Here is a 19798-nt window from a genome sequence, read left to right on the forward strand (position 1 = left end):
CGCGCAGATCCGGGACCCATAGCCACCGCACTTAGTTGTGCGACGACTGGAGTTGCCAGCTTAGCCAAAAAACACGCCCTGTGGTTATGGGTCCCGGCTCCCGTGCGCTTTGCGCACTAGGCCGGGACGACTCGCGGAGGAAGCATCGCGCTCCTCGCCCTCGATCTCCTGCGGCAGCGCGATCACCACGCGCCCGCCCGCAACATCGACCTCCGGCACCACCGCATTCGAGAACGGCAGCAGCATCGTTGCGCCCTTGAGGGGCGCGATCTCGATGATGTCGCCGGCGCCGAAATTATGGATCGCGAGCACGCGGCCGAGTGCGTCGCCGTCGGTGGTGACGGCGTCGAGCCCGATCAGATCGGTGTGGTAATATTCGTCCTCGTCCGTCGCGGGCAGTTTTTCGCGCGGGACATAGAGTTCGATGCCGTTGAGGCGCTCGGCCTCATCGCGGGTCGTGACGCCCTTGAACGTCGCGACCAGGTGATCTTTCGCCTCGCGCGCCGTCGCGACCTCGAATTGACGCTTGCCGTCCTTAGCGAGAAGCGGACCGTAGCGCCTGACGGCGAAGGGATCTTCGGTGAAGGTCCATAGTTTGACCGCACCGCGCACACCATGCGCGGCGCCGATCCGCGCGACGCAGACCAGCGCCGACATGATCTAGCCTTAGCCCTTGGCGGCGGCTTCGGCCTGCGCCTTGCGCTCCTTGCGCGGCACGGCCTTCTCGGGGTTGTTGCGCGCTTCGCGCTTCTTGACGCCGGCGGCATCGAGGAAACGCATCACGCGGTCCGACGGCTGCGCGCCCTTGGCAAGCCAGGACTTCACCTTGTCCATGTCGAGCTTGAGGCGGGTCTCGTTGTCCTTCGGCAGCAGCGGGTTGAAATAGCCGAGACGTTCGATGAAGCGGCCATCGCGAGGGAAGCGCGAGTCGGCGACGACGACGTGATAGACGGGACGCTTCTTGGTGCCTGCGCGGGCGAGGCGGATAACGACGGACATTCAGTTCTCCTTCGAAGTACGGTTTGCAAAGTACAGTTTGTTCGGTTGATTGGTATTCCGCGTCACGCGGGACCGGTGCGATCCCCCGCGACGAATTCCTCATTTCTTCTTGCCCGGGAAACCGCCGAGGCCCGGCAGCGTCGGCTTGCCGCTCAGCCCGGTCAGTCCGGGAAGGTTCGGCAGACCGGTGCGAAGACCGGGCGGCAGATCCTTCGGCAGATTCGGCAGGCCACCGCCGCCGGCCTGCATCTTTTCCTGCATCGCCTTCATCTCTTCCGGCGAGGGCATCTTCATGCCGCCGCCAAAGCCCATCGCCTGCGCGATGCCGGCGAGCGGGCCGCGCTTGCCCGAGCCCATGGCCTTCATCACGTCGGCCATGTTCCGGTGCATCTTGAGCAGCTTGTTGACGTGCTCGACGCTCTGGCCGCTGCCGGCCGCAATGCGCTTCTTGCGGCTTGCTTTCAGCAGGTCCGGGTGACGGCGCTCGTCGCGCGTCATGGAATCGATGATCGCGACCTGGCGCTTCAAAATCTTGTCGTCGATGCCGGCCGCCGCGATCTGGTTCTTCATCTTCGAGATGCCGGGCATCATGCCCATCAGCCCGCTGATGCCGCCCATGTTGGACATCTGCAGCAGCTGCTCGCGCATGTCGTTGAGGTCGAACTGACCCTTGCGCATGCGCTCGGCGGTGCGCGCGGCCTTCTCGGCGTCGATGTTGGCGGCGGCGCGCTCGACCAGCGACACCACGTCACCCATGCCGAGGATGCGGCCGGCGATACGGTCGGGGTGGAAATCCTCCAGCGCATCGGTCTTTTCGCCGGTGCCGATCAGCTTGATCGGCTTGCCGGTGACGGCGCGCATCGACAGCGCGGCGCCGCCGCGGCCGTCGCCGTCGACGCGGGTCAGCACGATGCCGGTGAGGCCGACGCGCTGATCGAACGAGCGCGCGAGGTTCACCGCATCCTGGCCGGTGAGGCTGTCTGCGACCAGCAGCACTTCATGCGGGTTGGCTGCGGCTTTGATCGCCGCTGCCTCCGCCATCATCTCTTCGTCGAGCGTGGTGCGGCCGGCAGTGTCGAGCAGCACGATGTCGTAGCCGCCGAGCTTGCCGGCTTCGAGCGCGCGCTTTGCAATCTGCGGCGGCTGCTGGCCCGCCACGATCGGCAGGGTCGGAATGTCGAGATCGCGGCCGAGCACGGCCAGCTGCTCCATCGCCGCCGGGCGATAGACGTCGAGCGAGGCCATCAGCACCTTGCGCTTGTCGCGCTGGACCAAGCGGCGGGCGAGCTTCGCGGTGGTGGTGGTCTTACCGGAGCCCTGCAGGCCGACCATCATGATCGGCACCGGCGGCACGGCATTGACGTCGATGGTCTGGCCTTCGGCGCCGAGCGTGTTGATCAGCTCGTCATGGACGATCTTGACCACCATCTGGCCGGGGGTCACCGACTTGACGACGGTGGCGCCGATCGCCTGCTCGCGCACGCGCTCGGTGAAGCTGCGCACGACTTCGAGCGCAACGTCGGCCTCCAGCAGCGCGCGGCGCACCTCGCGCATCGCGGCGTCGACGTCCTTTTCGGTCAGCGCACCGCGCCCCGTCAGACGATCGAGAATGCCACCAAGCCGTTCCGACAGATTGTCGAACAATGCCGTTGTCCTGTTGCTGTCTTCCCGACGGGAAGAGCGCTCCGTTACTTACCGCTGTCATGCCCCGCGAAGGCGGGGCATCCAGTATGCTGCAGCTTTTCGGCCCTAGCCGAGACGCCTCTGGAATACTGGATCCCCCGCCTTCGCGGGGGATGACCCTGAATGTGCCTTGGCGCATTGCCCCAAGACGTAGTTCCAAACACCTTTGCGCCCGAGGGCGCACAGCGCTGTCGGGCGTTGACCTCCGGCCTCGAGGGCCGGTCGGCGGGTCGAAAAGAAAGCCTTTCCGAGAAAGTGGCGGGGTTAAACGCCGCTCCCACCCAAAAGTCAAGGAAAGTTAGGGTGCCGGGCCGCCTCTGGTAGGGCAAGGCTCTGAAAATATGCCCCTTTTTTCGATGGGTTCCTTTTCCGCCGGCCCCGCCCATATAGGCGGTGATGTCTTACCACTCCGACCATCCCTAGAAGCCCGCCCGTGCCGGTCACCCGCCGCCGCCTTTTCGGACTGCTTGCCGGAGCCGGAGGTATGGTCGGCGTCCCCTCCCTCTGGATATCTAGCATGAAGACCTATGACGGCCCCGCCTCCGACCATTTCAATGGCCTGCACTTCTTCGATCCGGACGGGGCGCCGCCAAAGTCGCTTCGTGAGGTGCTGCGCTGGCAGTTCAGCGGCAAGCGGCAGCGGGCGGCCTGGCCGGACTGGGTTCCGAGCCCGCATGCCGACACCCCGCCGGAGCGGGTCGACGGCGACAAGGTCCGGCTCTCCTTCGTCGGCCACGCCAGCTGGCTGATCCAGGCCGGCGGCCTCAACATCCTCGTCGATCCCGTCTGGTCCGCGCGGGTCTCGCCGGTCGGCTGGGCCGGACCGAAGCGGCACAACGATCCCGGCATCGCCTTCGAGAAGCTGCCGAAGATCGACGTCGTGCTGGTCTCGCACGGCCATTACGACCATCTCGACATCGCGACATTGTCGCGGCTCACCAAGAATTTTGCCCCGCGCGTGGTCACCCCGCTCGGCAACGACGTGACGATGCGCGGCGTCGATCCCACGATCAGGGCGGAAGCGTTCGACTGGCACGACCGCGTCGAGCTCGGCGAAGGCATCGCCGTGCATCTGGTGCCGACCCGGCACTGGACCGCGCGCGGCCTGTTCGACCGCAACAAGGCGCTGTGGGCGAGTTTTGTATTGGAGACGCCGGCCGGGAAAATCTACGTGGTCTGCGATTCCGGCTATGGCGACGGTCGGCATTTCCGCCGCGTCGCCGAGAAGCACGGGAAGCTGCGCCTCGCGATCCTCCCCATCGGCGCCTACGAGCCGCGCTGGTTCATGCGCGACCAGCACATGAACCCGGAGGACGCCGTGAAGGCACTGGCCGATTGCGGCGCCGAGGCCGCGCTCGGACATCATCACGGCACGTTCCAGTTGACGGACGAAGCAATCGACGCGCCGGCCAAGGCGCTGGTAGAGGCGCTCGAAGCGGCAAAGATTCCGCAGGAGAAGTTCGTGGCGATGAAGCCGGGGCAGGTGGTGGAGATTTAGGTCGTGTCCCCATAAACCCGGCGCGTGATGCGACGAAAGCAATGTCCGCTTTGCTCCTATCGCGACAAGTGCGTGCGGCTCTGCGCCGTTGAACCAGAAAGCCCCTGACGCAACAAAACACCATGAATTTCTTTCGGTCGGAAGACCTTGATTGATCGATGGATGGAGCCGGCCTGTGGGATTTTTGCTGAGAATTGTGCTTGCAACCGCTCTTGTGAACCTCGCTCCAGCCGTCGCCCAGGCGAAGAATGCCGTCGCTTCTCCTGCCTTGCAGAAGGAATTCGATGGCTTCATCGAGAAGTTTCGCGCGGCGCTGAAGGCAAACGATTCCGCCGCCGTCGCCGGTATGACACGATTGCCGTTCATGAACGACAACGCAATTCGCGACGCCGCGCAATTTGGCGCCAAGACCTATCGGACCTCGTTCACGGCAAAAAATCGCGCGTGTATCCAGCGCGGCAAGGCCGTCTACGATCGCGATGATTATAAGAACGACAGTTACTTCGTCTTCTGCGGCGAGCTCATCTTCGTCTTTACCAAGACGCCGGCGGGGTTCCTTTTTACTAATATCAGCGCGAATGATTGATTAGGTGTTGCGGCGATGTGCCTCTTACGAAAGAGGTTACTGCCCCGCCTTGATCGCCCAGCTCACATTCACCGTCACCGACAGGGTCTCCTCGCCCGGTGCGACGGCGGCAGGCGCGGCCATCGGCGCTGCTGCGACTCGTGCCTTGAACAGCGGCACCGGCGCGCCGCCCTCGGACACACTGAGCGGCGCGCCCAGCGTCACGCCGGTCGCCCTGGCGTAAATCTCGGCCTTGCGGCGCGCATCGGCCACCGCCTGCTCGCGTGCATCGTCGAGCAGTTTTGATGCCTGCGTCACCTCGAAGGAAATGTTGCCGATGTCGTTGGCGCCGGCGCTGACCAGCGTGTCGATGATGCCGGCCAATTTGGTCACATCGCGGATCTTGACGGTGACGCGGTTGGAGGCGCGGAAGCCTGTTACGGGCGAGGCGCCGGTGGTTTTGTTCTGGCCGTATTGCGGCTGCAGCGACAGCCGCGAGGTCTGGTAGTCCTTCTCGGCGATGCCGGCGCCCTTCAGCGCCAGCAGCACCTTGCCCATCGCGGCGTTGTTGGCGTCGGAAGCTTCCTTTGCCGTCTTGGCATCATTGGCGACACCGGCATCGAGCTGCGCGAGGTCGGGCGCCGCGGACACGGAAGCTTCGCCGCTCACCGAGATCGCGGAGGGGAAGTCGTCGGCGCGTGCAGGCCCTGCGAGCAGGGCGGTGGCGAAAACGGCGGCGAGTACGGCAGGCTTTTTCATCAATCTCACTTCAGCGGCACGAAAACATTGATCACGAGCTTGTCCTCGGCCGTCTTCAGGGGATCGGTGAGGTATTCCTCGATGAAGGTGTCCTTGGCTTCCAGCCTCTTGTCGTCGAGGTGATTGGTGATCGCCTCATAGGTGTTGTCCATGTTGTCGTAGGAGCCGCGATGGACGAATTTCAGCGCCTTGCCCTCCGGCGATTTGCCGATGCTCATGTCCTTTGGCAGGTTCTTCGGGTCCTGTTCGACCGGGATCTCGGCGAGGAAGGTGAAGCCGGTGTCGTCAGTCGAGGTGTAGACGATCATCGAGTTGCCGGCGTGCTTGATGCCTTGCTTGTCCAGCAGCGTGTTAAGCGCCTTGAAAGCGTCGATGAGTGTGTCGAAGGCGGAATCCCAATTGGCGGTGCCCTTGACCATCACGACCTTCTTCGGCTCGAGCATGGTCTCGAGGCCGAAGGGATCGGCGGTCTGCACCGGGGCAGGGGTGGCGGCCGCAGCCGGTGGAGCCGTCGGGCTCGGTGAGGGCGAGGCGCTGGCCGCCGGCGACGGCGTGGCGACGGGTGCGGGCGACGCGCTCGCGGCCGGGGAGGGCGAGGCCGATGGCGCAGGCGAAGGGCTCGCGGAGGCAGCCGGTGCCGGGCTCGGGGACTGCGCCAGAGCGCCTGATAGCCCAAGCGACAAGGCCGCAGCCGGGATCAGCGCGGCCAGAACAAGACGACGAAATCTGGTCATTTTTTTCTCCCCAAGGCCCTGGTTCGCCAGGGCCTTAATTCATCAAGACCTTAGCCACCAAGGCCTTAACCCGGCCGCGCGTCCCGGTTCGCGCGAACCGCGCCGTTCTAACACGCGAGCGCCGAATTCGTCCCATGACAGATGCGTCATGGCAGATGTCCTGCTCGCGGTGGCAAATCACTGGCCAAGCGGGCAAGGATCGCCATATAAGGCAGGCGAAATTCGGGAATTTTCATGAGCGCGCTGGCCAACCACGCATTTGCCAAGATGAACGGCATCGGCAACGAGATCGTCGTTGTCGACATGCGCGATTCCGCAGGCCGGGTGACGCCGGACGACGCCCGCGCGGTGGCGTCCACGCACGGCGGCGTGTCTTATGACCAGCTCATGGTGCTGCAGAAGCCGCGGCTCGACGGCACCGAGGCCTTCATCAGCATCTACAACAACGACGGCTCGGAAGCCGGCGCCTGCGGCAACGGCATGCGCTGCGTGGTCCGCCGCATCTTCGAGAAGACCGGACAGACCACGGCGACGTTCGAGACCGCCGCGGGCCTGCTCAATGCCTGGCAGGGTCCGGCGGCCGATCTCTACACGGTGGACATGGGCGCGCCCAAATTCGGCTGGCAGGACATTCCGCTGGCGGAAGAGTTTCGCGACACCCGCTATATCGAATTGCAGATCGGTCCGATCGACAATCCGATCCTGCATTCGCCGTCAGCGGTGAGCATGGGCAATCCGCACGCGGTGTTCTGGGTCGACGACGTCAACGCCTACGATCTCGGCCGCTTCGGTCCGCTGCTCGAAAATCATCCGATCTTCCCCGAGCGCGCCAACATCACGCTCGCCCATATCGTCGATCGCGAGCATATCACGATCCGGACCTGGGAGCGCGGTGCCGGCCTGACCCGGGCCTGCGGCTCGGCCGCTTGCGCCACGGCGGTCGCCGCGGCGCGGCTGAAGCGTGCCGAGCGCAAGGTCGAGATTACGCTGCCCGGCGGCAAGCTCAGCATCGAATGGCGCGAGCGCGACGACCACGTGCTGATGACGGGGACGGCGACCTTCGAATATGAGGGCAATTTCGATCCGGCGCTGTTCGCGCCGGTCGGGTAATGACTGTCGAGATCGTCACCTTTGGCTGTCGCCTCAATGCTTTTGAGGCCGAGGTGATGCGCAGCAAAGCGGAAGGCGCAGGGCTTTCCGATACCGTCGTCATCAACAGCTGCGCCGTCACCAACGAGGCGGTCGCGCAGGCGCGTCAGTCGATCCGCAAATTGAAGCGCGAGCGCCCCGAGGCGCGCATCGTCGTCACCGGCTGCGCAGCGCAGACGCAGAGCCAGATGTTCGCCGATATGGCCGAGGTCGATCGCGTCGTCGGCAATGGCGACAAGATGCGCAGCGAAGCTTGGCGCGATGCGCGGGCGGCGTTTGATCTCGGTGCCAGTGAAAAGATCGCCGTCAGCGACATCATGGCTATCAGGGAGATGGCGCCGCATCTCGTCGACGGCTTTGCCAGCGGCCTGCCGCGCGTGTTCGTGCAGGTGCAGAACGGCTGCGACCATCGCTGCACCTTCTGCATCATTCCGTTCGGCCGCGGCAATTCACGCTCGGTGCCGATGGGCGCGGTGGTCGAGCAGGTGCGGGTGCTGGCCGAGCGCGGCCATGCCGAGATCGTGCTGACCGGCGTCGATCTCACCAGCTACGGCACGGACCTGCCCGGCGCGCCCAAGCTCGGCATGCTGACGAAGCAGATCCTGCGGCATGTGCCTGAACTCAAGCGCCTGCGCATCTCCTCGATCGATTCGATCGAGGCCGATGGCGATCTGCTCGACGCCATCGCCGATGATGCGCGCCTGATGCCGCATCTGCACCTGTCGCTGCAGTCAGGCGACGACATGATTCTGAAGCGCATGAAGCGGCGGCACCTGCGGCAGGATGCGATCGCCTTCTGTAACCAGGTGCGCCGCCTGCGCCCGGACATCGCCTTCGGCGCCGACATCATCGCGGGCTTTCCGACCGAGACCGAGGAGATGTTCGCGCGCTCGCTCGATCTGGTCGAAGAATGCGGCCTGACGTTCCTGCACGTCTTCCCCTATTCCCCGCGCCCGGGCACGCCCGCCGCACGAATGCCGCAGGTTGGGGGTGGCGTGATCAAGGACCGCGCGAAGCGCTTGCGTGCTGCGGGAGAGGCGGCGCTGCGACAGCGGCTGCAAGCCGAGATCGGCGCGACGCGCGATGTGCTGATCGAGAGCGAGGGGCAGGGTCGCACGGAGCACTATCTGCCGGTGGCGATTGCAGGCGAGCGGGTGGGAAGTGTCGTGCCGCGCAGAATCGCCGGCAGTGATGGCGAGCGGCTGACGACGTAAATCGCTGCAATTCCACAACTGCCTCCCCGACGTCGTCCTGGCGAAAGCCAGGACCCATTACCCCAGGGAGTAGTTGTTGTACGCGATTGATAACCACTAGCCTCCGGAAAACCAGGGCCGGTGGTAATGGGTCCTGGCTTTCGCCAGGACGACAGCGGAATATTTGGTCCGCAGCGCGCCCAGAACCGTTTACGACGCCCTGACCTGCCAGAACCGCAGCGTCCGCCTTGCGTTCTCCGGCGTCACGCGCGCGTAATGGCCTTGCGCCTTGGCAAGGTCGGCCGGCTTCATCGCACCTGTTGCAAAACGGCTTTCGAGCACGGCGGCTGTGGTTTCCCAGCTGAGCTGCGCCGCCTTGCACGGCACCAAGAGGCCGTCCTCGCGCAGGCTCTGCATCAGCGGACGAATCACCTCGACGGTCGATCCGGACAACGCCGCCAGGGCAGCGGCGGTCTCTTCATAGCGCCGCTGCTTGGCAAAGCCGAGCAGCGTTGCCTCATTGAGCTGGCCGGTAGCCTTGAGATGGGCGATGGCGCGTTTGGCGCCTTCGAAATCGCGGACGCCCGACATCTCGCGCTCGACGCCGACGGTGACGGCGGCAATCGCGCTCTGGATCTCCTCGAACAGATGCGGCGGCGCGCGCGACAACAGGCGCGTGCGCACTGCATCCGTTGCCGAACGCAGCAGCCGGCGGCGCAGCTCCGACGGGAGGTCGACACGGATGCCGACGCTCACGGCGAGTTCGGGGTCGCTTTCGGCCTGCCCGACGATGAGCGCAAATCCATTTCCGGAGACGCGCGCGCCGGGATTGGCGGCGAGGCGCCGGCTAACGCTGGGATAGCGGCGCGCCAGCAGCGCGTCGGTGACGATCTCCTTCAGCCACCAGCGGCCGGCGACCGCGAGCAGATGCGGCTCGCCCTTGCTGGAGGCGATCTTCACCAGCTCGCCATCGTCGAGGCGTGCGGATTCCTGCAGCACGGGACCGGCGATGCGGATCTCGTCATTGTTGGCGAGGCGGCGGATCACGGACGGCGGCGCCTGCGCGATCGGCGCCAGCTGCGCGCTGATCTCGGCCAGCGCGACGCGTGCACCCATGTCGGCGATCGCGCGCAGCTCGATGGTGCTGATCAGGCGTTCGAGCACGTCGTCGAACAGCGCGATCTGCTCGTCGCTGAAACTGCCGGCGGAGGCCAGGAACAGGTCGGTGACGCGCCGCACCGTTTCCAGGCCCTTTTCCGGCGAGCCGATCCGAAGTGCGGATTCGACCTCGTCGATGATCGATAGCTCGGCCTTGGGCATGACGCGCGGCTCGTCCTGAGCGGATTGACGGAAGCTTGTTCTAAGCAACCGTTATCATTAGAGGCGAGCACTGAACGTTTCGTAAACCATGGCACGGTAGCCGAGCACGGCTCCTCACCATGAAAGACGCACAGCGCTACTCCCCATTCCACCCGCAGGCGCGGAGCTTCTCGTGCATATGCGGCGGGGCGGGCGCCACCACGCGGACCGGCTCCTTGTTCCGGGAGATCGGCACCACGATCTCGCGGGAATGCAGATGCAGGCGCGGCTCGCCGAAGCGCGGGCCGTTGCCGTAAATGTTATCGCCGAAGATCGGCCATCCGCTCTCGGCCGAATGCACCCGCAATTGATGGGTCCGCCCGGTCACCGGTTCCATGGCAAGCCAGGTGAAACCGTCGCCCCGGCCCATCACTTTCCAGTTGGTGATCGCCTTCTGCCCCTCGGGGTCGGGCTTCTGCCACCAGCCGCGTTCGGCATTGAGCCGGCCGAGCGGCATGTCGATCGTGCCCTCATCTTCGGCAGGGCCGCCCTCGACCACGGTCCAGTAAGTTTTGCCGATCTTGCCGTGCTTGAACAGCAGGCCCAGTGATGCGGTCGCCTTGCGATGGCGCCCGAGCACGAGACAACCGGAAGTGTCCTTGTCCAGCCGGTGGGCCAGCACCGGCGGCCGCGGCAGGCCGAATCGGAGCGCGTCGAAGGAATCCTCCAGATTGGCGCCGCCCTTGGGGCCGCGATGCACCGGCAGGCCGGCCGGCTTGTCGATGATCAGCATCAGCCCGTCGCGATGGAGCACGCGGGCCTGGATCTCGTCGGCGGTCAATTCGGGAACATCGAGCAATTGCAAGGCTTTCGGTCAAGGCTTTCGTTTGCGAGCCGGAACGGCTAACACGCCACCATGAACGATACCACCTCCGAAACCCCCAAGCTGAGCTGGTGGCGCCGTCTGTCCAACGGGCTGAAGCGCACCTCGTCCTCGCTCGGGACCGCGGTCGCCGACCTCGTCACCAAGCGCAAGCTCGACCGCGCCATGCTCGACGACATCGAGGATGTGCTCTTGCGCGCCGACCTCGGTACCTCCGTCGCAGTGCGGATCGCGGATGCCGTCGGCGCGGGGCGCTACGACAAGGCGATCTCAGCGGACGAGGTCAAGGACGTCGTCGCGACCGAGGTCGAGAAGGTGCTGTCGCCGGTGGCAAAGCCCCTCGAGATCGATGCGGCCAGGAAGCCGTTCGTCATTCTCGTGGTCGGCGTCAACGGCTCCGGCAAGACCACGACCATCGGAAAACTCTCGCAGAAATTCGCCTCCGAAGGCCGCAAGGTGATGCTGGCCGCCGGCGACACGTTTCGCGCAGCCGCGATCGAACAGCTCAAGGTCTGGGGCGAGCGGACGAAGACGCCGGTCATCGCCGGCGCGCAAGGCTCGGATTCGGCCAGCCTTGCCTTCAATGCGCTCACCGCGGCGAAGGAGCAGAACATCGACGTGCTCCTGATCGACACCGCCGGCCGGCTGCAGAACAAGGCCGAGCTGATGAACGAGCTCGAGAAGGTCGTGCGCGTGATCCGCAAGGTGGATGACACTGCGCCGCATGCGGTGCTGCTTGTGCTCGACGCCACCGTGGGCCAGAACGCGCTGTCGCAGGTCGAGGCCTTCCATCGCACCGCCGGGGTCACCGGCCTCGTGATGACCAAGCTCGACGGCACCGCCCGCGGCGGCATCCTGGTGGCGCTCGCGGAGAAGTTTAAACTGCCGGTGCATTTCATCGGCGTCGGCGAAGGCGTCGACGATCTCGCGCCGTTCACCGCGCGCGATTTCGCCCGCGCCATCGCCGGAATCGAGTCATAGGTTTCTTTCGTCATCCCCCGCGCAGGCGGGGGATCCAGTATTCCGAGGCGCCTGTGGCTTACAACGAGCGGCGCGGCGTACTGGATGCCCCGCCCCAGTGCGCAATTGCGCACAAGGCGGGGCATGACAGCAACAAAGGTCAGGTAATGGACAAGACCCAGCCGCATCCGCTGTTCAAGCTTGCGACCGAACTCGGTCCGCTGCTCGTGTTCTTCTTCGTCAATGCGAAGTTCAATTTGTTCGCCGCGACCGGCGCATTCATGGTCGCGATCGTCGCGGCGATGGCCGCCTCCTACGTGGTGACGCGCCACATCCCGATCATGGCGATCGTGACCGGCGTGATCGTGCTGGTGTTCGGCACGCTGACCCTGGTGCTGCACGACGAGACCTTCATCAAGGTCAAGCCGACCATCATCTACGGCCTGTTCGCCGCGATCCTCGGCGGCGGGCTATTGTTCGGCCGCTCCTTCATCGCCGTGATGTTCGACCAGATGTTCAACCTGACGCCGCAGGGCTGGCGCATCCTCACGCTGCGCTGGGCGCTGTTCTTCGCCGGCATGGCGGTGCTGAACGAGATCGTCTGGCGCACCCAGAGCACGGATTTCTGGGTGAACTTCAAGGTATTCGGCGTCACCCCGATCACCATGATCTTCGCCATCGCCCAGATGCCGCTGACCAAGCGCTACGGGATCGAGCCGGCGTCGCTGGAAGCGAGCGAGGCTGACGCGGGGGATGTGAGGAAGGGCTGACGTCGTTCCGGGGCGGCTCGCAGAGCCGAACCCGGAACCTCGAGATTCCGGGTTCGATGCTGTCGCATCGCCCCGGAATGACAGTGGTTACTTCAGCGCTTTCTCCATCTGCGGTAACAGCACCTTCTGCAGATTGTCCGGCGTGATCGGGCCGACCAGCTTGTAGACGATGGTGCCCTCGCGTCCGACGACGAACGTCTCCGGCACGCCGTAGACGCCCCATTCGATCGAGGCGCGGCCGTTGGCGTCGACGCCGACCCGGCTGAACGGGTTGCCGTAGCGCCCGAGGAAGCGGCGCGCGTTGTCGGCTGCGTCCTTGTAGTTGATGCCGACGAGCTGGAAGCGCTTGTCTTTTGCCAGTTCGGTCAGGAGCGGCGCTTCGTCATGACAAGGCACGCACCAGGACGCCCAGACATTGACGAGGCTGACCTTGCCCTTGAACGCGGCGGGATCGAGCCCCGGCACCTGCGTGCCGTTGTCCTGCAATCCCTCCAGCTGCGACAGCACGGTCTGCGGTGCCGGCCGGCCGATCAGCGCCGAAGGAATGCGCGAGGGATCGCCGCTGCCGAGCCGGAACCAGAACAGCAGCGCCAGCCCAATGAAGGCGATCAGCGGCAGCAGCACCAGGAAGGTGCGGCGCTGCGGCGGGACGGAGGTCGATGGATTGCTCATGACGCGTCCATCGCGCTGCGGCCCGAGCGGCGGGTGACGCCGCTACGGTCGAGCTCGCGCAGGCGCCGGGTCTGGTTGCGATAGTCGAGCACGATCCAGCCGATCAGGATCACGATCACCAGCGCCGCAGCGGCATAGGACGTCACGATGAAGGATGCGTAGGGACCGAGCGACATGATCACGCCGCCCCTGTTGACGCGTTTTCCTGACGCGAACCGGTGCCCACTTCGCTCGAAAACGCGACGCGGCTCGCCTGCATCATCTGCAGCGAGCGGACGCGGCGGCGCAGGATCTCGTTGCGCATCGCCGCCAGATGCAGCGTGACGAACAGCAGCGTGAAGGCGATCGCCATCAGCAGCAGCGGGATCAGAAAGGATTTGTCGAGCGTCGAGCCGCCCATGCGCATCACGGACGCTGGCTGGTGCAGCGTGTTCCACCAGTCGACCGAGAACTTGATGATCGGAAGATTGATCGCGCCGACCAGCGTCAGCACCGCCGCGGCGCGCGCCGCGCGCGAGGGATCGTCGACCGCGCGCCACAGCGCCATCAGGCCGAGATACATCAGGAACAGGATCAGCACCGAAGTCAGCCGCGCGTCCCATTCCCAATAGGTGCCCCACATCGGCCGGCCCCACAGCGAGCCCGTCAGCAGCGCGAGGAAAGTGAAGCTGGCGCCGATCGGAGCTGCCGCTTTCGCGGCGACGTCGGCGAGCGGATGCCGCCACACCAGCGTGCCCAGCGAGGCGATGCTCATCACGCCCCAGACGAACATCGACAGCCAAGCATTGGGCACGTGGATGAACATGATCTTGACGGTCGCGCCCTGCTGGTAGTCGTCGGGCGCAAGAGCGGATTGATAGAGGCCGATGGCGAGCAGGATGACGGTCGCACCCGCAAGCCATGGCAACACCCGCGCTGTCAGCGCGAGGAACCGCGTGGGGTTGGCGAGGTCGATCAGCGACATGGTATCCTGATAATCACCGGGGGCTGCTCACGCAATCAGCATAAAAGCGGGCAGCGAAAGTTGATCGGGGTCAAGGCAGCCGAGCCCATTTCAGTCCAGTCCATGCCGCAGGCTCGCCGCGGCTGCAAAGGGCCCGACCACGAGGCTGACCAGCGACAGCGCGCACAGGATCGAGAACGGCGCCCCGAACGTCATGGGACCAACGATCGCGGCCTGCGAGGCCGCAACGCCGAAGATCAGCACGGGAATCGACAGCGGCAGCACCAGCACGGCCATCAACAGTCCGCCGCGATGCAGCGTCACTGCCAGCCCCGCGCCGATCATGCCGGTAAACGTCAGCGCCGGCGTGCCCGCCAGGAGCGTCAGGGCCACCGCGCCGGTTGCGACCATGTCGAGGTTCAGCAACAGGCCCAGCACGGGGGTTGCGACAATCAGCGGCAGGCCGGCGGCCAGCCAATGCGCCAGCGCCTTGGCGGCGCAGGCCAGTTCCAGCGGCGTCCGGCTCATGGTGATCAGGTCGAGCGAGCCGTCTTCGTGGTCGGCCATAAACAACCGGTCGAGGGTGAGCAGGCTCGCCAGCAGCGCGCCGAGCCACAGGATCGCCGGTCCCAGCCGCGACAGCAGCGCCAGGTCCGGCCCGACCGCGAACGGCATCAGCACCACCACGGTCAGGAAGAACAGCACCCCGATCAGCGCCCCGCCGCCGACGCGGAGCGCGATCCTGATGTCCCGGCGGATCAGGGCGGACAGGGCGGTCATCGGGCGGCCCTTGCGGCGGACGAGAGGGGGGAGGGAACGGAGAGGCCGGCAATCGGCCGCTTGGAAAGCTGAGGGTCAGCTCGTTTCACGTCGCACCCCCGATCCTAAGCTCCCGCGATTCGATCCCCAGCGGCGCGTGGGTCGCCGCGATGATCAGGCCGCCGCGGGCGAGGTGCTCGCGCATCAGGCCGCCGAACATGTCCTGGCCGGCCACGTCCAGGGCCGTGGTCGGCTCGTCCAGCAGCCAGATCCGGCGCCGGACGGTCAGCAGCCGGGCCAGCGAGAGCCGGCGGCGCTGGCCGGCGGACAGGAAGGCCGCGGGCAGATGGGCGGCATGGTCGAGGCCGACGGCCGTGAGGCTAGCGGCGGCGTCAAAACGCTCGCCGCCGAGAAAATCGGCCCAGAATGCCAGGTTTTCCTCAACGCTCAGCGCCGGCTTCAGGGCGTCGCGATGGCCGAGATAGTGGCATTGCTCGGGCAGCGTCATTTCGGCGTCGCCCCCGTCCAGTACGATCGTGCCGCCGGCCGGAATGAGCAGGCCTGCGATCAGCCGCAGCAGCGAGGTCTTGCCCGATCCGTTGCGACCCATCACCGCCACCGCCTCGCCGGAGACGGCCGCGAAATCGAGCCCGGCGAACACCTCACGGCCGCCGCGCACGCAGGCGACCCCGCGTCCGGACAGCTGCATCTTGCCTTGGTCCAATCCGCTCAAAGCCAGGCCTCAGGAAATCTTGGGGTAGCGCATGGGAATTTTTGGCTCGGCAATTGCTGCAGCACGATTGTGGCTGTGGCGGCGCGGTTAGAAAGCTTCTATAAGCCCGGAACTACTTGATGCAGCAACTCAACCTGCCCCTGCAAGCGACCCAGCCTGCTACGCTGACGGTGTTAAAATACCCTGCCGGGTATAACTAACAATTGGGATTTCCTACATGACCTCGCTCGACAGCTTCAAATGCAAAAAGACCCTCAAGGTCGGCGCCAAGACCTATGTCTATTACAGCCTGCCCACGGCCGAGAAGAATGGTCTGAAGGGAATCTCCAAGCTTCCCTATTCGATGAAGGTCCTGCTCGAGAACCTCCTGCGCAACGAGGACGGCCGCTCGGTCAAGAAGGAAGACATCGTCGCGGTGTCGAAGTGGCTGCGCAAGAAGTCGCTGGAGCATGAGATCGCCTTCCGCCCGGCCCGCGTGCTGATGCAGGATTTTACGGGCGTGCCCGCCGTCGTTGACCTCGCCGCGATGCGTAATGCGATGCAGAAGCTCGGTGGTGACGCCGAGAAGATCAATCCGCTGGTGCCGGTCGACCTCGTCATCGACCACTCCGTGATCGTGAACTTCTTCGGCGACAACAAGGCCTTCGCCAAGAACGTCACCGAGGAATACAAGCAGAACCAGGAACGCTACGAGTTCCTGAAGTGGGGCCAGAAGGCGTTCTCGAACTTCTCCGTCGTGCCGCCCGGCACCGGCATCTGCCACCAGGTCAATCTCGAATATCTCTCCCAGACGGTCTGGACCAAGAAGGAGAAGATGACGGTCGGCAAGAAGACCGGCACCTTCGAGGTCGCCTACCCTGACTCGCTGGTCGGCACCGACTCCCACACCACCATGGTCAACGGTCTCGCCGTGCTCGGCTGGGGCGTCGGCGGCATCGAGGCGGAAGCCTGCATGCTCGGCCAGCCGCTGTCGATGCTGCTGCCCAACGTCGTCGGCTTCAAGCTGAAGGGCGCAATGAAGGAAGGCGTCACCGCGACCGACCTCGTGCTGACCGTGACGCAGATGCTGCGCAAGCTCGGCGTGGTCGGCAAGTTCGTCGAGTTCTTCGGCCCCGGTCTCGACAATCTCTCGGTTGCCGACAAGGCGACAATCGCCAACATGGCGCCCGAATATGGCGCGACCTGCGGCTTCTTCCCGGTCGACGCCGCCGCGATCGACTATCTCAAGACCTCCGGCCGCGCGGCGCCGCGCGTTGCGCTGGTGCAGGCCTATGCCAAGGCGCAAGGCCTGTTCCGCACCGCCAAGTCGGCCGATCCGGTGTTCACGGAGACGCTGACGCTCGACCTCGCCGACGTCGTGCCGTCGATGGCCGGCCCGAAGCGTCCCGAAGGCCGCATCGCGCTGCCCTCGGTCGCCGAAGGCTTCTCGGTCGCGCTCAGCAGCGAGTACAAGAAGGCCGAGGAGCCGGAGAAGCGCTTTGCCGTCGAGGGCAAGGACTTCGAGATCGGTCACGGCGATGTCGTGATCGCGGCGATCACCTCCTGCACCAACACCTCGAATCCGAGCGTTCTGATCGGCGCCGGCCTGCTCGCGCGCAACGCCGCTGCGAAGGGCCTGAAGGCAAAACCGTGGGTGAAGACCTCGCTCGCCCCGGGCAGCCAGGTGGTCGCGGGCTATCTCGCCGATTCCGGCCTGCAGAAGGATCTCGACAAGGTCGGCTTCAACCTGGTCGGCTTCGGCTGCACCACCTGCATCGGCAATTCCGGTCCGCTGCCGGAGGAGATCTCGAAGTCGATCAACGACAACGGCATCGTCGCCGCCGCCGTGCTGTCCGGTAACCGCAATTTCGAAGGCCGCGTCTCGCCGGACGTGCAGGCGAACTATCTGGCCTCGCCGCCGCTGGTCGTCGCGCACGCGCTCGCGGGCAGCGTGACGAAGAACCTCGCCGTCGAGCCGCTCGGCGAAGGCAAGGACGGCAAGCCGGTGTACCTCAAGGACATCTGGCCGACCACGAAGGAGATCAACGCCTTCATGAAGAAGTTCGTGACCGCGTCGATCTTCAAGAAGAAGTATGCCGACGTGTTCAAGGGCGACACCAACTGGCGCAAGATCAAGACCACCGAGAGCGAGACCTATCGCTGGAACATGTCTTCGACCTATGTGCAGAACCCGCCCTATTTCGAAGGCATGAAGAAGGAGCCGGAGCCGGTCACCGACATCGTCGAGGCCCGCATCCTCGCCATGTTCGGCGACAAGATCACCACCGACCACATCTCGCCGGCCGGTTCGATCAAGCTCACCTCGCCCGCGGGCAAATATCTCAGCGAGCACCAGGTGCGCCCCGCCGACTTCAACCAGTACGGCACGCGTCGCGGCAACCACGAAGTGATGATGCGCGGCACCTTCGCCAACATCCGCATCAAGAACTTCATGCTGAAGGGCGCGGATGGCAACATCCCGGAAGGCGGCCTCACCAAGCACTGGCCCGATGGCGAGCAGATGTCGATCTATGACGCTGCGATGAAGTACCAGCAGGAACAGGTGCCGCTGGTGGTGTTCGCCGGCGCCGAATACGGCAACGGCTCCTCGCGCGACTGGGCCGCGAAGGGCACCCGTCTGCTCGGCGTGCGCGCCGTGATCTGCCAGAGCTTCGAGCGCATCCATCGCTCCAACCTGGTCGGCATGGGCGTGCTGCCGCTGACCTTCGAGGAAGGCACCTCCTGGTCCTCGCTCGGCCTGAAGGGCGACGAGAAGGTCACGCTGCGCGGCCTCGTCGGCGACCTCAAGCCGCGCCAGAAGTTGACCGCGGAGATCGTCTCCGGCGACGGTTCGCTGCAGCGCGTTTCGCTGCTCTGCCGCATCGATACGCTGGACGAGCTCGACTACTACCGCAACGGCGGTATTCTGCACTACGTGCTGCGCAAGCTCGCGGCCTAAGCGCGAATTTGTGAACGGTGGCTCACCGCTACGTGAGTAGAAGGTTAAACGAAGGCGGCCTATCACAAGGCCGCCTTCGCGCGTTTGCGGCATGCTTTGGATGGGCCCATCCGGCGGAAAATCGGCTTGGCACGGTTTCCTGGATGGTTGAGCAGGTCGCGCCCCGTAAGACTGCGGTGACCATCAATCGGTAAGATTCCCCCTCCCACGAGCTTTGGTGTGCGGCGTTCGACATGACAACAATGACGGCTTCTCATCTGATTTCACGTTGGTCCGGTGCCCTCTGGACGGGAGCACTCGGCATCTGTGCAATCGTCGCCGTCATCCGTCCCGCCCACGCCGATCCCCGCGCCGTTGTCGAATTGTTTACCTCGCAGGGCTGCTCGTCCTGCCCGCCCGCCGACAAGATCATCGGCGATCTCTCCAGCGACCCGTCGATCATCGCGCTGAGCATGCCGATCGATTATTGGGACTATCTTGGGTGGAAGGACACGCTGGCGGATTCGCGTTTCTCTGCACGGCAGCGTGCCTATTCACGCATGCGGGGTGACCGCGAGGTCTACACACCGCAGGTCGTGGTGAATGGCTCCACGCATGTCATCGGCAGCGATCGCGCCGGCATCGAAAGCGCGATCGGCAAGACCGACAAGGGCACCGGCGTGATGAGCGTGCCGGTGACGATGTCGCTCTCCGGCAAGCAGATCAACGTCTCGGTCGCCGCGAGCAAGGAGCCGGCGGTCTCGCACGGCGAGGTCTGGATCTGCTCGATCGCCAAGTCGGTGCCGATCGCGATCGCCAAGGGCGAAAATCGCGGACAGCAGATCACCTATCACAACGTGGTACGCAACCTGCTCAAGGTCGGCGACTGGACCGGCCGTCCGGAAAGCTGGACCGTGCCGATCGAGAACCTCACGCGCGACGGCGTCGACGGCGCGGTGGTCTACGTCCAGGACGGCAGCCGCGAGAAGCCGGGCCCGATGCTCGGCGCGGCGTACACGTCGCTGCACTGAAGCACACGCTCCGCATTCTTCCTGATACGCGATCTGGCTCTATCTCCTCATGGTGAGGAGCGCGCCCCTTGCGCGCGTGGCGGACGATGCTGCGCATCGCCGCGAGAACCATGCAGGCCCCGCTGATGCAGCTTGGGCCTCGATCCTTCGAGACGCCGCGCGAAGAGCGCGGGTCCTCAGAGCGTGAGAATGATTCGCTTTTGCCGGGCGAGTTTCACCATGATGGGCGGGAAGGCGGCGAGCGTGAGCGA

Annotated in this window: 20 protein-coding genes; 8 read left to right on the forward strand and 12 right to left on the reverse strand. The window is 65.1% G+C overall.

The features are described 5' to 3' along the window. Positions 1-84: 84 nt before the first annotated feature. The 3 genes from rimM to ffh all read right to left on the reverse strand — a co-directional run bounded on the left by rimM (position 85) and on the right by ffh (position 2643). Positions 85-657 carry a ribosome maturation factor RimM gene (rimM, locus tag JQ592_RS24070; RefSeq protein WP_211405257.1) on the reverse strand — a complete coding sequence of 191 codons (573 nt, stop codon included), beginning with the start codon at positions 655-657 and terminating at the stop codon, positions 85-87. A 9-nt stretch (positions 658-666) separates the two neighbouring features. After that, entirely contained in the window at positions 667-999 is a 333-nt protein-coding gene (gene rpsP, locus JQ592_RS24075) for a 30S ribosomal protein S16 (RefSeq protein ID WP_018643926.1), read from the reverse strand. 99 nt (positions 1000-1098) lie between these two features. After that, positions 1099-2643 carry a signal recognition particle protein gene (gene ffh, locus JQ592_RS24080; protein ID WP_130362900.1) on the reverse strand — a complete coding sequence of 515 codons (1545 nt, stop codon included), beginning with the start codon at positions 2641-2643 and terminating at the stop codon, positions 1099-1101. Positions 2644-3115: 472 nt separating this feature from the next. Between ffh and JQ592_RS24085 the strand changes: the two genes are divergently transcribed. Both JQ592_RS24085 and JQ592_RS24090 read left to right on the forward strand, forming a co-directional pair. Then, a complete protein-coding gene (locus JQ592_RS24085; protein ID WP_211405258.1) occupies positions 3116-4180 on the forward strand; it encodes an MBL fold metallo-hydrolase in 1065 nt (354 codons plus the stop codon). A gap of 175 nt (positions 4181-4355) precedes the next feature. Further along, positions 4356-4766, forward strand: a complete 411-nt coding sequence (locus JQ592_RS24090; protein WP_349630487.1) for a hypothetical protein — start codon at positions 4356-4358, stop codon at positions 4764-4766. Positions 4767-4802: 36 nt separating this feature from the next. On the opposite strand, the gene JQ592_RS24095 is transcribed toward JQ592_RS24090, so the two are convergent. Next, entirely contained in the window at positions 4803-5504 is a 702-nt protein-coding gene (locus tag JQ592_RS24095; RefSeq protein WP_211405259.1) for an SIMPL domain-containing protein, read from the reverse strand. A gap of 5 nt (positions 5505-5509) precedes the next feature. Next, positions 5510-6238, reverse strand: a complete 729-nt coding sequence (locus JQ592_RS24100; protein WP_211405260.1) for a GyrI-like domain-containing protein — start codon at positions 6236-6238, stop codon at positions 5510-5512. A 234-nt stretch (positions 6239-6472) separates the two neighbouring features. Here JQ592_RS24100 and dapF point away from each other — a divergent pair, with 234 nt between their 5' ends. Then, the gene (gene dapF, locus JQ592_RS24105) at positions 6473-7348 is read left to right on the forward strand and encodes a diaminopimelate epimerase (RefSeq protein ID WP_211405261.1); all 876 of its coding nucleotides are present in this window, start codon (positions 6473-6475) and stop codon (positions 7346-7348) included. Further along, on the forward strand, positions 7348-8601 hold the full coding sequence (gene mtaB, locus JQ592_RS24110) for a tRNA (N(6)-L-threonylcarbamoyladenosine(37)-C(2))-methylthiotransferase MtaB (RefSeq protein WP_211405262.1): 1254 nt from the start codon (positions 7348-7350) through the stop codon (positions 8599-8601). Before dapF ends, mtaB begins: the two co-directional genes overlap by 1 nt. Before the next feature lie 189 nt (positions 8602-8790). On the opposite strand, the gene JQ592_RS24115 is transcribed toward mtaB, so the two are convergent. Together JQ592_RS24115 and JQ592_RS24120 are read right to left on the reverse strand one after the other, a co-directional pair. Then, positions 8791-9900, reverse strand: coding sequence for a DUF2336 domain-containing protein (locus JQ592_RS24115; protein ID WP_211405263.1), 1110 nt, complete (start codon positions 9898-9900; stop codon positions 8791-8793). 136 nt (positions 9901-10036) lie between these two features. Continuing rightward, positions 10037-10738 carry an RluA family pseudouridine synthase gene (locus JQ592_RS24120; protein ID WP_211405283.1) on the reverse strand — a complete coding sequence of 234 codons (702 nt, stop codon included), beginning with the start codon at positions 10736-10738 and terminating at the stop codon, positions 10037-10039. 57 nt (positions 10739-10795) lie between these two features. On the opposite strand from JQ592_RS24120, the gene ftsY reads away from it, so the two are divergent. Both ftsY and JQ592_RS24130 read left to right on the forward strand, forming a co-directional pair. Next, on the forward strand, positions 10796-11743 hold the full coding sequence (ftsY, locus tag JQ592_RS24125; RefSeq protein ID WP_211405264.1) for a signal recognition particle-docking protein FtsY: 948 nt from the start codon (positions 10796-10798) through the stop codon (positions 11741-11743). 146 nt (positions 11744-11889) lie between these two features. Next, positions 11890-12492, forward strand: a complete 603-nt coding sequence (locus JQ592_RS24130) for a septation protein A (protein WP_211405265.1) — start codon at positions 11890-11892, stop codon at positions 12490-12492. An 87-nt stretch (positions 12493-12579) separates the two neighbouring features. Here the strand turns inward: JQ592_RS24130 and JQ592_RS24135 are convergent, their stop codons facing one another. The 5 genes from JQ592_RS24135 to ccmA form a co-directional block, all read right to left on the reverse strand. Next, positions 12580-13164 carry a DsbE family thiol:disulfide interchange protein gene (locus JQ592_RS24135; RefSeq protein ID WP_211405266.1) on the reverse strand — a complete coding sequence of 195 codons (585 nt, stop codon included), beginning with the start codon at positions 13162-13164 and terminating at the stop codon, positions 12580-12582. Next, positions 13161-13346 (reverse strand): heme exporter protein CcmD, encoded by a 186-nt coding sequence (gene ccmD / locus JQ592_RS24140; RefSeq protein WP_211405267.1) that lies wholly within the window; start codon positions 13344-13346, stop codon positions 13161-13163. The genes JQ592_RS24135 and ccmD overlap by 4 nt, the downstream gene beginning before the upstream one ends. Then, the gene (locus JQ592_RS24145) at positions 13343-14128 is read right to left on the reverse strand and encodes a heme ABC transporter permease (RefSeq protein ID WP_211405268.1); all 786 of its coding nucleotides are present in this window, start codon (positions 14126-14128) and stop codon (positions 13343-13345) included. Before JQ592_RS24145 ends, ccmD begins: the two co-directional genes overlap by 4 nt. A gap of 90 nt (positions 14129-14218) precedes the next feature. Further along, positions 14219-14887, reverse strand: a complete 669-nt coding sequence (gene ccmB, locus JQ592_RS24150) for a heme exporter protein CcmB (protein ID WP_130362890.1) — start codon at positions 14885-14887, stop codon at positions 14219-14221. Positions 14888-14972: 85 nt separating this feature from the next. Then, positions 14973-15575 (reverse strand): heme ABC exporter ATP-binding protein CcmA, encoded by a 603-nt coding sequence (gene ccmA, locus JQ592_RS24155; protein ID WP_211405284.1) that lies wholly within the window; start codon positions 15573-15575, stop codon positions 14973-14975. Positions 15576-15816: 241 nt separating this feature from the next. On the opposite strand from ccmA, the gene acnA reads away from it, so the two are divergent. Both acnA and JQ592_RS24165 read left to right on the forward strand, forming a co-directional pair. After that, entirely contained in the window at positions 15817-18537 is a 2721-nt protein-coding gene (acnA, locus tag JQ592_RS24160) for an aconitate hydratase AcnA (protein WP_211405269.1), read from the forward strand. A gap of 233 nt (positions 18538-18770) precedes the next feature. Then, positions 18771-19547 (forward strand): DUF1223 domain-containing protein, encoded by a 777-nt coding sequence (locus tag JQ592_RS24165; protein WP_211405270.1) that lies wholly within the window; start codon positions 18771-18773, stop codon positions 19545-19547. The last annotated feature ends 251 nt before the right edge of the window (positions 19548-19798 follow it).

The organism is Bradyrhizobium iriomotense (genome assembly GCF_018129405.1).
GTDB lineage: Bacteria > Pseudomonadota > Alphaproteobacteria > Rhizobiales > Xanthobacteraceae > Bradyrhizobium > Bradyrhizobium iriomotense_B.